Origin of the sequence: Mycolicibacterium arseniciresistens (assembly GCF_030519285.1) — a bacterium.
GTDB lineage: Bacteria > Actinomycetota > Actinomycetes > Mycobacteriales > Mycobacteriaceae > Mycobacterium > Mycobacterium arseniciresistens.
The window spans coordinates 13916-27902 of the sequence record NZ_JAUMSQ010000004.1; the positions used below are offsets into that span (position 1 = coordinate 13916).

10 protein-coding genes are annotated in these 13987 nt (G+C 68.1%); 5 read left to right on the plus strand and 5 right to left on the minus strand.

Features of this window, described 5'->3' with window-relative positions; genetic code table 11:
* The first annotated feature begins 11 nt into the window (after positions 1 to 11).
* The 3 genes from Q2100_RS01145 (at position 12) to Q2100_RS01155 (ending at position 2964) form a co-directional block, all read left to right on the plus strand.
* Entirely contained in the window at positions 12 to 1124 is a 1113-nt protein-coding gene (locus tag Q2100_RS01145; protein ID WP_302912496.1) for a glycosyltransferase family 4 protein, read from the plus strand.
* A 246-nt stretch (positions 1125 to 1370) separates the two neighbouring features.
* The gene (locus Q2100_RS01150) at positions 1371 to 2138 is read left to right on the plus strand and encodes a polysaccharide lyase family 20 protein (protein ID WP_302912497.1); all 768 of its coding nucleotides are present in this window, start codon (positions 1371 to 1373) and stop codon (positions 2136 to 2138) included.
* A 1-nt stretch (position 2139) separates the two neighbouring features.
* Positions 2140 to 2964 carry a polysaccharide lyase family 20 protein gene (locus tag Q2100_RS01155; protein ID WP_302912498.1) on the plus strand — a complete coding sequence of 275 codons (825 nt, stop codon included), beginning with the start codon at positions 2140 to 2142 and terminating at the stop codon, positions 2962 to 2964.
* Between the two features lie 7 nt (positions 2965 to 2971).
* On the opposite strand, the gene Q2100_RS01160 is transcribed toward Q2100_RS01155, so the two are convergent.
* The 5 genes from Q2100_RS01160 to Q2100_RS01180 are packed head-to-tail and all read right to left on the minus strand — an operon-like array spanning position 2972 to position 11066.
* A complete protein-coding gene (locus tag Q2100_RS01160) occupies positions 2972 to 4081 on the minus strand; it encodes an FAD-dependent oxidoreductase (RefSeq protein ID WP_264014023.1) in 1110 nt (369 codons plus the stop codon).
* Positions 4078 to 5022, minus strand: a complete 945-nt coding sequence (locus Q2100_RS01165) for a Gfo/Idh/MocA family protein (protein WP_302912499.1) — start codon at positions 5020 to 5022, stop codon at positions 4078 to 4080. The genes Q2100_RS01160 and Q2100_RS01165 overlap by 4 nt, the downstream gene beginning before the upstream one ends.
* Positions 5019 to 7193, minus strand: a complete 2175-nt coding sequence (locus tag Q2100_RS01170) for an acyltransferase family protein (RefSeq protein ID WP_302912500.1) — start codon at positions 7191 to 7193, stop codon at positions 5019 to 5021. The genes Q2100_RS01165 and Q2100_RS01170 overlap by 4 nt, the downstream gene beginning before the upstream one ends.
* Entirely contained in the window at positions 7194 to 8681 is a 1488-nt protein-coding gene (locus Q2100_RS01175) for a sugar transferase (RefSeq protein ID WP_302912501.1), read from the minus strand. It abuts the gene before it with no gap.
* A gap of 54 nt (positions 8682 to 8735) precedes the next feature.
* Entirely contained in the window at positions 8736 to 11066 is a 2331-nt protein-coding gene (locus tag Q2100_RS01180; RefSeq protein WP_302912502.1) for a UDP-glucuronate decarboxylase, read from the minus strand.
* A 787-nt stretch (positions 11067 to 11853) separates the two neighbouring features.
* Between Q2100_RS01180 and Q2100_RS01185 the strand changes: the two genes are divergently transcribed.
* Together Q2100_RS01185 and Q2100_RS01190 are read left to right on the plus strand one after the other, a co-directional pair.
* Complete coding sequence (locus Q2100_RS01185) at positions 11854 to 12726, plus strand: DKNYY domain-containing protein (RefSeq protein ID WP_302912503.1); 873 nt, start codon at positions 11854 to 11856, stop codon at positions 12724 to 12726.
* A complete protein-coding gene (locus tag Q2100_RS01190; RefSeq protein WP_302912504.1) occupies positions 12723 to 13979 on the plus strand; it encodes a spinster family MFS transporter in 1257 nt (418 codons plus the stop codon). Before Q2100_RS01185 ends, Q2100_RS01190 begins: the two co-directional genes overlap by 4 nt.
* Positions 13980 to 13987 lie beyond the last annotated feature (8 nt).

Consider the following 13987-nt stretch of genomic DNA (forward strand, 5'->3'; position numbering starts at 1 on the left):
CGATTCGTTCGGTGACCGGCGACCGGGTCCGCGCGCACTCTCCTGTGCGGCGCCGACGCGATCTGGTCGTGACGCAACTGGCGATGCCGTCGTACCGGCAGGAGTTCGTGCGCGCACTCGAACTGTCCGGTGAGGACATCCTGCTGTTGGTCGGCGACGCGCAGTTCGGCGACGGCGTCGTCACCGATGTGGCGTCGCCGATCGTGTTGCGTACCGGACGCAACCGCTATCTCGCCGGGCGCCGGGCGGTGTGGCAGCACGGATGCCTGGTGCGCGGATTCCTCGCCAGGAACCTGGTGATCGAGATCAACCCGCGCAACCTCACCTCGTGGCTGTTGCTGATCGGGCGGCTGCTCACCCTGCGCGGCACGGCCGCGTGGGGGCATGCGCACTCGCGGCGCGGACCCCGACCGGAACACAACCGCATTCGCCGGGTGATGGAGAGCCTGTGCTCGGAGCTGATCACGTACACGGAGACGGAGGCCGCTGAACTGCAGGCGCTGTTCCCGCGGAAGAACGTGATGCCCGCGCGCAATTCGCTGTACTCGATCGAGCAGATGTCGCGATTCGAGGTGGGCGAGCCGGCCGACCGCCCTGACCTGGTGATGATCGGCCGCCTGGTCCCCGAGAAGAAGCCGCTGCTGGGCCTCGAGGCGTTCGAGCGTGCCCGCGCCGCTCTGCCTGCGGACACCGTCCTGCACATCGTGGGGTCGGGGCCGATGGAGGGCGCCATCGCCGACCGGGTGGCGATGGCGGGCCTCGATGCCCAGGTCCGGTGTTACGGCTGGGTCAGCGACCTCGACCAGCTGGCGCCGATCTTTCAGCGCTGCCGCGGACTCCTCGCGCCCGGTTACATCGGTCTGAATGCCACGCAGGCGCTGTACTTCGGTGTGCCCGTACTGTATCCGCGCGATGATCCGCACGCGCCCGAGATCGAGGCTCTGGATACGAGCAACAGCATCGTGTTCGAGACCGACGACGCAGCAGGCTGCTGCGAGGCGATCATGTCGCTCTACCGCGAGCCCTGGTCCTTCGATTGCGCGCAGATGGCCCGGCTTGCGCGGTCGAAGTATTCGGCCGACCGGATGGTCGAACCGTTCCTCGCGCTGGCGAGGCGCGGTTGACGACCTCCGCCGAGCGGCCCATCTCGCCCCGCCTGGACCCGCTCCGCACAGTCGTGCACAAGGGCCGCCTGCTTCGCATGCAGGTGGTGAGCGGCAGGAAAGTGAGCGGGGGAAGCACGATCATCCCGGGTTCCGTCGTGGTGGCGTACGGCGCGGCGATCGGAGCGGGCAGCCTCGTGCTGCATGACGTACCGTCCAACGCAGTGGTCGCCGGCCGGCCGGCCCGTGTGATCCGGACGAGGTGACATGCGATTTCGCTCCGCTGCGTTGGCGGCCGCCGTTCTGGCGACGGCGGCGGGCTGCGTCACCGAGCCGCCCCGGGTGCCGGTGGGATCGCGGGTGGTGTTCGTCGGTGACTATGACACCGGCGACCTCACGCAATGGGCGACGCTGCAGACCCAGGATTGGAGCCAGTTCGCCGGCGATTACTGCACCTACCGCGCATGCGTCCACGATGACGGCGAAGGCCACTCGACTGCTGCCCGGTTCGAGGTGCGGGACGGGGACGTGCCGCCGTTCGGCGGCGGAGAGCGCGCGGAAGTGCGCACCGGCGACGGTCCGTCGAGCGGCGGCTACGCCTTCGAGGGTGACGAGCGCTGGTATGAGATGTCGGTGAAGTTCGACGAGACCTTCCGCAATCCCCGGGTGTCCAGCGCGGGTTGGTTCATCGTGATGCAGTGGTTCGGCTACGGCGCCCCCGCGCTGGCGCTACAGGTCTCCGAGAGCAACACCCTGGAATTCGGCGGTGACGGGGTGCCTCGCAGGTACCACCGGCCGATCGGTGAGGTTCGGCCCGGCGAATGGGTCGACTACATACTGCACGTGAAGTTCTCGAAGAACCCATCGGTCGGATTCGTCGAAGCGTGGGCCGGCGGCCTACTGGTGCTCCCGAGGTACAACCGGCCGACGATGACCACCGAGAGCAGCTACCTGAAGCAGGGCATCTACCGTGATGCGGATGCCGGTGGTACGCAAGTGGTGTGGCATGACGGCCTCCGCGTCACGGCACCCTGACATGCGTAGCGCGGCCATCGTCTCAGCCGTCATCTGCTTTTCCTGGCTCGCCGCCGGCTGCGCGGCGGCGCCTGCCCCCGCGTCGCCGCTGTGCGCGACTCCCCGCGACGCCGCCGACGCATGCCTGGTGCCCGCGGGGTCTCGTGTGGTGTTCACCGGCGATTACGACACCGGTGACCTCAGCCAGTGGGCCACACTTCATGTCCGTGACTGGAACGAGCCGCCGGGCGAGTACTGCGGGTACAGCGCATGCGTCCGTGACGGTGGGCCGGGCCACCCGAGTGCGGCTCGGTTCGAGGTGCGCGACGGCGACGTCCCGCCGTTCGGTGGAGGCGAGCGCGCAGAGGTGCGCACCGACGACGGTCGGACCAGGGGTGCCGCCGTCGCGGAGGGCGATGAGCGGTTCTACGAATTGTCGGTGAAATTCGACGAGACGTTCCAGAATCCGCGGGACGGCAGCGACAGCTGGTTCGTGCTCATGCAATGGCTGCCGAGCGACGATTCATCGCCGCCGCTCACCCTGCAGGTGTCCAAGGCGAACACGCTCGAACTCGGGGGTGACGGTCCGTCGATTCCCTACCGGCGCTCGATCGGGCCGGTGCGGCCGGGCGTGTGGACGGACTACGTCCTGCACGTCAAGTTCTCCGCTGATCCCGCAGTCGGTTTCGTGGAGGTCTGGCAGGACGGGGTGTTGGCCGTGCCCCGGCACAGCCGCCCGACGCTGAGCGATCGACCCGCCTATCTCAAACAAGGGGTGTACCGGGATGCGGGGAGCTCCGGGACGCAGATCGTCTGGCACGACGGCTTGCGCGTGACCGCCCCGTAGCGAGTTCTCAGACCGCGGCCAGGGAGTGCGGCGCTTCCATCAGCTTGCAACGCATCTCGTCGACCACGGTGTCGGCCGCGGTGACGGCGGTGACGAGCTTGCCTGAGAACAGCGTCATGACCGTCGGCGCCACCCAGTTGACGATCGTCGGGCGCGCGTCGGTGGCGTCGACGTCGGCCAGGACGGTACGCACACTCCACAGCGAGCCGCAGTACTCGGCGTCGTCGAGCCCGTTGACGAACCTGCTGGCGGTCTCGCGCATCGCATCGAAAGCGGTGAGCGCCGAGGGCTCTCCGCACGGATTCGTCAGCAGGTCGCGATACGCCTCGGGCGGCTCGAAGGACTCCGAGATCGACCGGTGATGCACGCTGTGTTCGACGTCGTAGAGGATGTGCAGGTCTTCTCGGCGGCCGTAGGGGGACAGCGAGTTGAACGGTCCGTCCATCACGACGATGTCGGTGTCGCCCAACGCCGCACCCTTCATGATGGCGACCTCGCACACCTCGAATTGACGGCGGGGTGGTGTGATGCCCCATGCCCGCATCAGCGCATTCGAGCGGGCGTTGCCACACAGCACCACGTAGTCGTAGTGGTCCACCACATCGGGGCCGGCCTCGACCCCGCCGTACAGCCGCACGCCTGACTCCGCCAGCCGGCGCAACCCGATGTTCTTCAGCTGCACCGGATCCATTCGCGACTCGGTTGCCCTGATGACGAGTTCCGTGGTGTCCTCGCGCAACAACGGCGACTTCACCACTTCGAACTCCAGGCCCGCCCTGGTGCAGTGGTCGAGGAATTCCTGGCCGGTGACCCTGCTGCCGACGCGGCTCACCGCGTAGAGGTGCTGCTCGGAATCGATGACCGCCGCCCCGTATTCCGCGAGGAACGACGTCACACTCTCCTTGGTCTCCAGCGCGGTGTCGAGGCTGCGCGGATAGTGGTAACCGCGGTGCAGCCGAAAGACGTTGTTGCCGGTCGCCCCGTTCATGATGGAGCGCTGCGCCTCGAAAACGTCCACCTCCCAGCCGTCTTCAGCCAACCGCACAGCGGCGGATACGCCGAACACGCCGGCGCCGACGACCGCGACACGGCCGAATGTGATGGGTTTGGAGATCATGCGGGACGCTCCTGTCGGGTGGTTAACGCGCGATTGATGAGATCGGTGACGGCGACGGACAGCGCCATGTCGGTGCGCATCGCGCGACGGTCGGTGCGATGGTCGAGGAACCAATCCACCTCGCGGAGAAGGGGCAGGTTCGGTGCGAACTGTGCGTCGACCGGGTCCGCACCGGGTGGCCGGTTCCCGTCCGGCGTCTGCCGCAGCCGGTGGTCGGACCACTCCCAGGACTCACCCGATGCGGTCGTCAACGCCAGCTGCTTGCGTTTCGGCCCCGGGCCTGAGCCCGTCAGCTCTATCGACACGGTGGCCCCGCGGGACGTGGTCCACCAGCATCGGGCGGTGTCTCCACCGCCGGACACGCAGATCGCGTGCGGGATCTCATCGGTGAGCGTGATGGCCAATGCCACGTCGTGCGGGAGCAACTCCCACTCGACCGGGCCTTCGAGTGCCGGGCGGTGCCACGCGAACCGCAGCGCCGCAACGTCATCCGGGCCGACGGCGGCGCGCAACCGCTCGACGGCCGGGTGGTAGAGGTAGGTGAACCCGGTGAAGAGCGCCAGCCCACGGTTCTCCGCCATTGCGGTCAAGCGCCGGCCGTCGGCGGGATCGAGCGCCATCGGTTTCTCGACGAACACGTGTCTGCCGTCGGAGAGTGCCAGCTCCGCCAGGGCGACATGCGTCTCCTTCGGCGTCGTGATCACCACGGTGGGGGCATCGTCGGTGGCCAGTAGTTGCCGGGGGTCGGTCGACACCGGCACCCCGGGATGGGCGGTGGACAGCCACGTCAGGGTCGACGCGGTCCCGGTCACCGCGAACCCGCTCGCGGTGGCGCCGCACGCGGTGAACGCCGTGATGACATTGCGGCCCCAGTTGCCCGCCCCGAAAAAGAGGCAGGAGCTGTCGGGCTGACTGCTGGGCGGCAAGGTCAGGACGTTCATTGCGGCAGCGATATCCGCTTGTCGAGGAACGGCACGAGCGTGCGCACGTACGTCCCGGTCATATGACTGTTGTCTCGGTAGAGGAGCACATTGCCGATCACTGCCGCGCACTTGTCGGTCGGGCAGATCGCATCGTTGAAGTCGACGACGCGGACATTGCCCAGCCCCTGGACCGCCTCCATCTGGTCGGAGCCGTGGTCGTCGGGGACCATCACGGCGCGATCGGCGGCGCAGGCGGTGAGTTCGTCGGCGTTGGCCTCCACGCAGTCCGGGATGTCCTGGGTGGGTGCGGGGCTGTCCTGGATCACCAGGACCGGTATCCCCGCCTTCGTGAGCGCCTCGTAGGACCGCCGCAGGCCCGCTGCGAGCGCACTGCGTCCCACAGGGTCGTACCGGAGCTCACCGTTGACGAACACGCCCTTGGAGGACTGAGAGGTGATCACCATCGTCGGCTTTTCCTTGATCAGCTGGTCGAGCACCGCCGCGCTCCACTCGTTGCACGAGGGATAGGGCTTCTGGTCCTTGGTGGCCACCGGGACGTCGCTGAACGAGCATGCGGCCTTGGTGTACTCCACCAACGCCCAGCCCTTCTTCTCGGCGACCTTGGCCAGTCCGGGCACCCACTGATTGGCGTGCGAGTCGCCCACGACGGCGACGATGACATCGGAGTCCTGTTTCCCGTATGCGCATGAGCGCACCTCAGCGCTCTCGATCACCTGAGTGCACTGGGTGTAGTCCTCGTTCGCCACCAGGGGATCGGGGACGATGTGAGCGGACTTGTCCTTCGGCGCCCCGTTGGGATCGTTGAGCGGATCATCGCGGAGCAGGGAAGCGCCGAGGATCGCATTAGGATTCGACTTGTCGACCGGCTGTTCGTTCTGTGTGCCGCCGGTCTGGCTGACGGGACTCGTCGTGCCGGCGCCGTTCATCACCGTGATCGCGGGCGGCACGAACGGGGGTGCGGGGGGCCAGTTCGCGATGTAGAGAGCCATTCCAGCGGTCAACGAGACGACCGTGGTGACGGCGGCGAGCTTCAGCATCGGGCCCGAATACTGCAATCCCGCCTGGGAGAACCGGATCGGATTCTCGACGTGGTGGTGCAGGAGATAAGCAGGGATGAAGGCCGCGGACACCGCGATCAGTCCCGTGACGGTGTCGAGTGTTCCCAGCGCGGCGGTGGCCACGACGATGATCGGCCAATGGCACAGGTACAGCGAGTACGACAGGCGGCCGACCGTTTCCATCGGGCCGGTGGACAGGATCCAGCCGACGGACCCTGTTCTCCTGCCCTCGGCGGAGAGACCCGCGACGATGACGGCCGCGGTACCCAGCGTTGGGACCAAGGCCCAGTAACCGGGGAACGGGGTCTCCGTGGTGAACAAGACGCCCGCCGCGACGATCGCAGCGATGCCCGCCCACCCGGCCAGTACGGCGAGGCCCCGCGGGAGGTTTCGTCCGTTGACCGCCAGTATCGCCACCGCCGCCCCGAGCGCGAGCTCCCACACCCGGGTGGTGGACACGAAATATGCTCTGTCGGGGCTCGTCTCGGTGTAGTAGATGGACCATGCCAGCGACGGCAGACCCACGAGCGCAAGTGCGCACAGCATTGCGCCGTTGAGGCTGCGACGATGAGCCAACCGGGCGAAGAACGCCGCCGCGATCAGCAGGCACGGCCACAGGATGTAGAACTGTTCCTCCACGGCGAGCGACCAGAAATGCTGCACGATGCTCGGAGCGGCATCGGCCCGCATGTAATTGACGCTCTCTTCGGCGAATCGCCAGTTGATCGCGTACACCGCGCTGAACATGATGTCGTAAGCGGTGTTCACCCAGCGGTTCTGGGGCAGGAACAACCATGCCAGGAGTGCCGACGCCACCAGCGTGACCGCCGATGCGGGCAGCAGACGCCGGGCCCGGCGGGCGTAGAAGCGGCGCACACGGAGCCGCCCGGTGGAGCGGACCTCGCGGACGAGCATCTGGGTGATGAGGAAGCCGGAGATCACGAAGAAGACGTCGACGCCGACGTAGCCTCCCTCGAGCCGGCTCACTCCGGCGTGGGCGAGCAGCACCAGGATGATCGCGACCGCCCGCAGCCCCTCGATGTCGGGCCGATAGCCGGCGCGGACCTTGGGCTGGTCCGGGGCCGACTCGACCCTGGCGACCTGTGTCATCTAGTAAGCACCCTTGCGCTCGAAGACGACGCGCGGCGTCTGCAGCATGATCCGCAGGTCCCACAGCAGCGACCACGACCGGACGTACACCGAGTCGAGGTGCTGCAGATCGGCGTAGTTGAGGTCGCTGCGACCGCAGACCTGCCACAGCCCGGTGATGCCGGGGCACACGTCGAGGCGGGTCAGCGCGGCGCCGTCGAGTCCGTCGGCCATGTCGGTGGGCAGCGGCCGCGGGCCGACCAGCGACATGTCACCGAGCACCACGTTGAGGAACTGAGGCAGTTCGTCGAGGCTGGTGCGGCGCAACAGTCCGCCGACGCGGGTGACCCTGGGGTCGTGCTCCGCCTTGAACAGCGGGCCGTCCACCTTGTTGTGCTGCGCGACGGCGTCGAGTTGTGCTGCTGCGCCGTCGGTCATCGTGCGGAACTTGAAGATCTGGAACGGCTTCCCGGCCCGTCCGATCCGTTCCTGCCGGAAGAAGACCGGTCCCGGGCTGTCCAGCCGGATGGCCACCGCGATGACCAGCCAGATCGGCGCCACCACGGCCAGCGCGCAGGACGCCAGCGTGATGTCCATGGCCCGCTTGAGAGTCCGGGCGCTGAGCCCCAGCGACGCGGCGGGCACGTGCATGAGAGCGAGCCCGTGCAGCTCCTCGACCTCACTGCGCCAGTTGTGCAGTTCGAAGAAGCGGGGGATCACCGACACCGGCACCTGTCCCAGCAGCAGCCGGAGCGCGTCGAGCGTGTCCTGGTCGGTCGCGTTCGGGAAGGCGACGATGACGCGGTCCGCGCGGTGGTCCGCACAGACATCGGGCAGATCGGACAGGCCGCCGAGCACCGACGAACCCCGTGCCGGGTTGTCGTCGACGTGACCGACCACGATCGTGTCGGCGCATCTGCTGAGTCGCGCGGTCAGCCGGTCGGATATCGGTCCCGTGCCGACCACCACGATCCGGGTGACGGTCGGCGTGTCGAACATCCGGACCATCAGCCCTCGTCCGAACGGCACCAGGGCGACGGCGGGCAGTGTCATCGCCACTGCCGAGGTCAATGTCATCCGGCCACCGTGGAACAGCAGGGCGTCGGCGCCGAGCGCGAGCAGCGCCGCCGTCGGCAGGCAGCGGGCGATCACCGTCGGCCGCCACCAGCCGCTCGGCCGCAATCGCGATGCGGGCCTGCGGTACAGCCCGTGCAGGTGCAGGGCCACCACCATCGCCAGCACGGTGACGACGAGGTCGCGCAGGCCGAGGTTGCCGGCCCTGACCGGGCTGACGAGATTGAGCGCCGTCGCGCCGAGCGCGGCGGACGCGGTCAGCGCCACCACGTCGGCGATCCGCAACAGGTAGCGGTGACGCTGACCCAGTTCGGGGGCTGCGGGCGCCGGCCGGGTGTTGTTGAGCGGCAGCACAGCCGAGGGCGGGGCGATGTCGGCAGGCACCGGCATGGCGGGTGATGTGGTTCGACTGGCGAGAATGGCCTCACTGGTCATGATGACTCCTGGAAACTTTCGGGAGTGTGGTGGCGGAGTTGAGTTGTTGTGCGGTCACCAGCCGAAGCCGATGAGGCGAAGGCCGGAACCGACGAAAGCGGCTTGCGGCAGGAAGTTGCGGCCGTCGACGACCAGGTCGCCGCGCATGACGCGTCGCAACGCGGCGGCATCGATGAAGCGGAACTCCGGCCAGTCGGTCATCAGGATCAACGCGTCCACCCGGTCGGCCGCGTCGTAGGGGTCGCTGGCAAGTCGGATCGCCGCGTACTCGTCCGGCAGCGACTTGACCACGGGGTCGAACGCCGAGATCACCGCTCCGGCGGCCAGCAGCCGCTTGGCCACGTCCAATGCCGGTGCATCGCGCAGATCGTCGGTCCCCGGCTTGAAGGTCAGCCCGAGCAGTGCGATTCGGCGGCCCTTGAGCACGTGCAGCTCCCGCTGCAGCTTGCGCACCGCCGTCGCGCGCTGTGCCTGGTTGATCTCGACCGTCGCGCACAGCATGGACGGCGTATAGCCGTACTCCTGGCCCGTCGAGATCAGGCCGGCGACATCCTTGCCGAAGCACGAACCTCCCCAGCCGACACCGGGATTGAGGAACGCGTTGCCGACCCGGCGGTCGGCTCCGATGGCGGGAAGCACCTCCCGTACATCTGCGCCGACCAGCTCGCACAGCTGCGAGATCTCGTTGGCGAAGCTGATCTTCGTCGCCAGGAAGGCATTGGCCGCGTACTTGATCATCTCCGCCGAGGCCAGCTCGGTGGTGATCAGTGTCGGCCGGTGGTTGCGGCGGCCGGCGTCGAAGGACTGGTCGACCACCGGCTGGTAGAGCTGGGCGACCCGGTTCACGTCGGAGGGATCGCCGCCGAGAACGATCCGGTCCGGGTACAGGAAGTCCTCGATCGCGCTTCCCTCGCGCAGGAACTCAGGGTTGGAGACGACATGGAAGAAGGTCTGCCGCCCGCCGGGCAGGGCTTCTTCGAGGATCGTGCGGGTCCAGTTGCCGGAGCCGACGGGCACGGTGGACTTGTTGACGATCACCACGCCGGGACGCAGATGCGGCGCGAGCGACCGGATAGCGCTCTCGAGCTGCGTCAGGTCCGGTGACCCGTCGCGGCCGAGCGGAGTGCCCACACAGAGGAAGACGAAATCCGCGTCGGTCAACGCCTCGGTCGGCTGGTCGGTGAATTTCAGCCGGCCGGTGCCGAGGGTCGCGGTCAACATCTCGGGCAGGCCCGGCTCGTGGAACGGCGCCTGACCGTCGTTGAGCTGGCCGGCCCTCGCCGGATCCGCGTCCAGCCCAGTCACCACATGACCCAGCGACGCCAGACAGATGGAGGTGACCGCGCCGACGTAGCCGGTGCCGATCACCGCGACCTTGTGCCGCGGCCGGTCCTGTTCGACCTCGAGGATGGGGCGTCGCGCCGCGGGGAAGCCGGCATGTGATCTTTCGTCGGCCCGGTCACGGAACCAGTCGATGGTCTGCAGCAGACCGTCGCGGACGTCGACCTTGGGCTCCCACCCCAGCTCCCTGCGGGCCAGTCCGATGTCGGGCCGTCGCTGGGACGGGTCGTCCTGGCCGCGGTCGGTGAACTCCACCGGAGACTGCGATCCGGTGAGTTCGCGGACCAGGTTCGCCAGCTCCAGCACCGTCATCTCATGCGGGTTGCCGACGTTCACCGGGCCCGACAGGTCCGAGAACAGCAGCCGCAGGGCGCCGTCGACCAGGTCGTCGACGTAGCACACCGAACGGGTCTGACTGCCGTCGCCATGCACGGTGATCGGCGTGTTCGACAGCGCCTGGCCGACGAAGTTGGGAATGGCCCGCCCGTCGCGCGGCCGCATCCGGGGACCGTAGGTGTTGAAGATCCGCATGATCGCGGCGTTCACACCGTGCTTGACCCGGTACGACGTGGTCAACGCCTCGGCGAACCGCTTCGCCTCGTCGTAGCAGGCGCGCGGGCCGACCGGATTGACGTTGCCCCAATATGTTTCGGGCTGCGGGTGGACAAGCGGATCGCCGTAGGTCTCCGAGGTCGACGCCAGCAGGTAGCGTGCGCCCTTGTCCTTCGCCAGACCCAGCGTGTGCAGCGTGCCGACGGAACCGGCCTTCATGGTCTGTATCGGCAGTTCGGCGTAGTCGACCGGCGATGCCGGCGAGGCGAAGTGGAGCACGTAGTCGACGGGTCCCGGGACGGAGATGTAGTCGGAGACGTCGACCTTGAGGAGGCGGAATCCGTCGCGTCCCTGGAGGTGGGCGACGTTCTCCGGGGCTCCGGTCACGAAGTTGTCGAGACAGACGACGTCGATGTCGTGTTCCAGAAGGCGCTCGGCCAGGTGGGAGCCGACGAATCCCGCCCCTCCGGTCAATACCGCACGTCGACGCATGGTCCCCTCCTCGTCTATCACCGCTCCGGCGACGCCGACGCGGTGACACCTCCGGTCAAAAGTTTGCCCCCGCGCGTGACTTTAGCGCGTTTCGGTGGACTACGCGCGCTAAAGAACAAGCCGAATTGTGATCTTGGCAAATTTTCTTTGAAAACAAGATCAATTGCGCGGTCAGGGTTCTGATGTGCGGCGCGCGGAGAGCGGTGATGTAGGCACCGTACAGGCGCGAGGGCGCCGGACGGCGCTGGTGGCAACGAAACGGCGCCTTTCGTTGAACAGCTTGGTGTACGTAAGAGTGCGCGCAGTGCTGCCGGGGATCGGTGCCGCTTCCGCCATGTCGTCGATGCTCTCATTCGGCTCGGCGAGCTATAACTCCAGTTCAAAGCCCTTACAAGACCGTCGCAAGGCGTGCCGGTCGGCGGCCGCGCGACGCGGCGCCTGCGGCGTCGGTGACGGGAGGCGCGGACGGAAATGACACTCCGGCTCAGATTTCGTTGTTTTGGCGAACATTCGGCGCGAATGCCTCGCCATCGCTATCATCCGGCCCTCTGTGTGATGTCGGCACGGAATCGTCGCCCGAGGTGGCATCCGGGCACTCCAGCGAAAGCGTCATTTGTTACGCCGGTGTTATTTTTTGGCGAAGGGAAAGCGTCCGGTCCATTACGGAGTAACGCAGCTGCGGGGTAGGCCGATTGATCTTTGCCAACGAAAGCGGAGTGCTGCCGGCACCACGGGCGGTCGGGCGGATCGATCGACGCGCCGGCCGGCGGGGTGCTTCGATCATCGAATGCGCAGACCGGTCGCCGCGGCATGCGTGGTCACGCTGGGCCTGATGGTCGCGGCCTGCGGCAGCGGGAAGCCGCCGCACTCGCTGTTCGACGCGGCGGGCTACCACGTCCGCGACGACACGGTGTTCTACCTCGAGGCGTTCCCCGGTGAGGCGGTCGAGATCGCCGGCGCCGACGCCTCGTCGTTCCAGGCGCTCGACCGGACCTTCGCGCGTGACCGGGACAGCGTCTACGTCGACGGCCGGCGTCTCGAGGAGGCGGACCCGGGCAGCTTCGAGCTGCTCGACCGCCAGGACTTCGCCAGGGACCGGTCGCACGTCTTCCGGCGCGACCGCATCGTCAGCGACGACCCCGCACACTTCGCCCTGCTCGACGGCGACCTGACCCGCGACGGCCGCGCGGTGTACTGGAGCGACGGTCGCGTCCTGTCCGAGGATCCGGCCAACTTCGCGATCATCTCGAACACCGGGTCCTACCTGTTCACCAAGGACAGTGCCGCAGTGCACGTCAACGGGGGCGTCATCGCCGGCGCCGAGCCTGCGACATTCCGCGTGTTGCAGGGCGCCTACGCGCAGGACGCGCGGCAGGTCTACTACTTCGCCGACGCGGTCGCAGGCGCGGACGTCGCGACGTTCCGTCCGCTGGAGGGTCCCTACGCGAAGGACGACACCCGGGCGTACTGGATGGGCAAGCCCGTTCCGGGCGCCGACCCGGCGTCGTTCCGCGTGCTGAACGCCGACGTCGAGTGCTCGTCGGATCGGGCCCGCGCCTACTACCGCGACGCCGTCATCGCCGGCGCTGATCCCGCGTCGTTCCCGGCCGGTGTGGCCGTGACGAATTGCTCGGCGACGTCGATATCGTTCGCCGGGTGAGCGTCGACGGTCATTCCCCTCGCCGCGCGTGGGTTGCCGTGGTGCTGCTGGCCGTCGTCGGCACCCTGAACTACGCCGACCGCTTCCTGCCCGCGGTGCTCGCCGAACCGATCAAGAAGGATCTCGCGCTGTCCGACACCGCGATCGGCGTGATCAACGGGTTCGGGTTCCTCGCCGTCTACGCCGTCCTCGGGCTCTTCATCGCCCGCATCGCCGACCGCGGTGCGTTCGGGCTGGTGGTGTCGTCGTGTCTGACGCTGTGGGGCGCGATGACGATGCTCGGTGGGGCGGTGACGTCCGGCGTGCAACTCGCGCTCACCCGGATCGGCGTCGCGGTGGGTGAGGCGGGCAGCACCCCGGCCGCCCACGCGTATGTGGCGCGCAACTTCCCGCCGGAACGCCGTGCCGCACCGCTGGCCGTCATCACCCTGTCGATCCCGCTGGCCAGCGCGGCCAGCCTGCTCGGCGGCGGCCTGCTCGCGCAGTCACTGGGCTGGCGCACCGCGTTCGTGGTGATGGGCGCGATCAGCGTCGTCGTCGCTCCGCTGGTGCTCGTCGTGCTCGGCCGGCGTCAGGCGATGCCCGCGCTGCCCGCCGGGCCGGGGCAGGGGCCGGCGCGGCCCTGGGGCCTGCTGCGCAAACCCAGTTTCATCGCCGTCGTCACCGGTGCCGCCTGCATCTCGGTCGCGGGCTATGCGCTCACCACCTTCGCGCCTGCATTCCTGATCCGCACGCACGGCATGTCGCTCGGCGAGGTAGGGGTGCACTACGGGATCGCCAGTGGGCTGTCGGGCATCCTGGGTCTGCTGCTCGTCGGCCGGGTCGCCGACCGGCTGTCGGCCAGGGACCCGCGCTGGCTGCTGTGGCTGGTCGCGGCGGTGACGGCAGCGTTGCTGCCCTTCTCGGTTGCGGCGTTCCTGGTGGAGAGCCGGCTGACTGCGGTCTGGTGCATCGCGTTGAGCTACATCGTCGGAACCGCCTACATGGCGCCGTCGATCGCCGCGATCCAGCGACTGGCGGCGCCCGAGCAGCGTGCCACCGCATCGGCGATCTTCCTGTTCTTCGGCGCCATCCTGGGCAGTGCGGGCCCGTTCGTCACCGGCGTCATCAGTGATGCGCTGACGGCCGAACTCGGCGTCATGTCCCTCGGCCGTGCGCTGCTGCTGGTGGTTCCGGTGATGCAACTCGCGGCGGTCGCCTGCTACGTCGTGGCGAGCCGGCGATTCGTCGCCGAGCTCGTGCGCGTCACCTGACCGGGCCG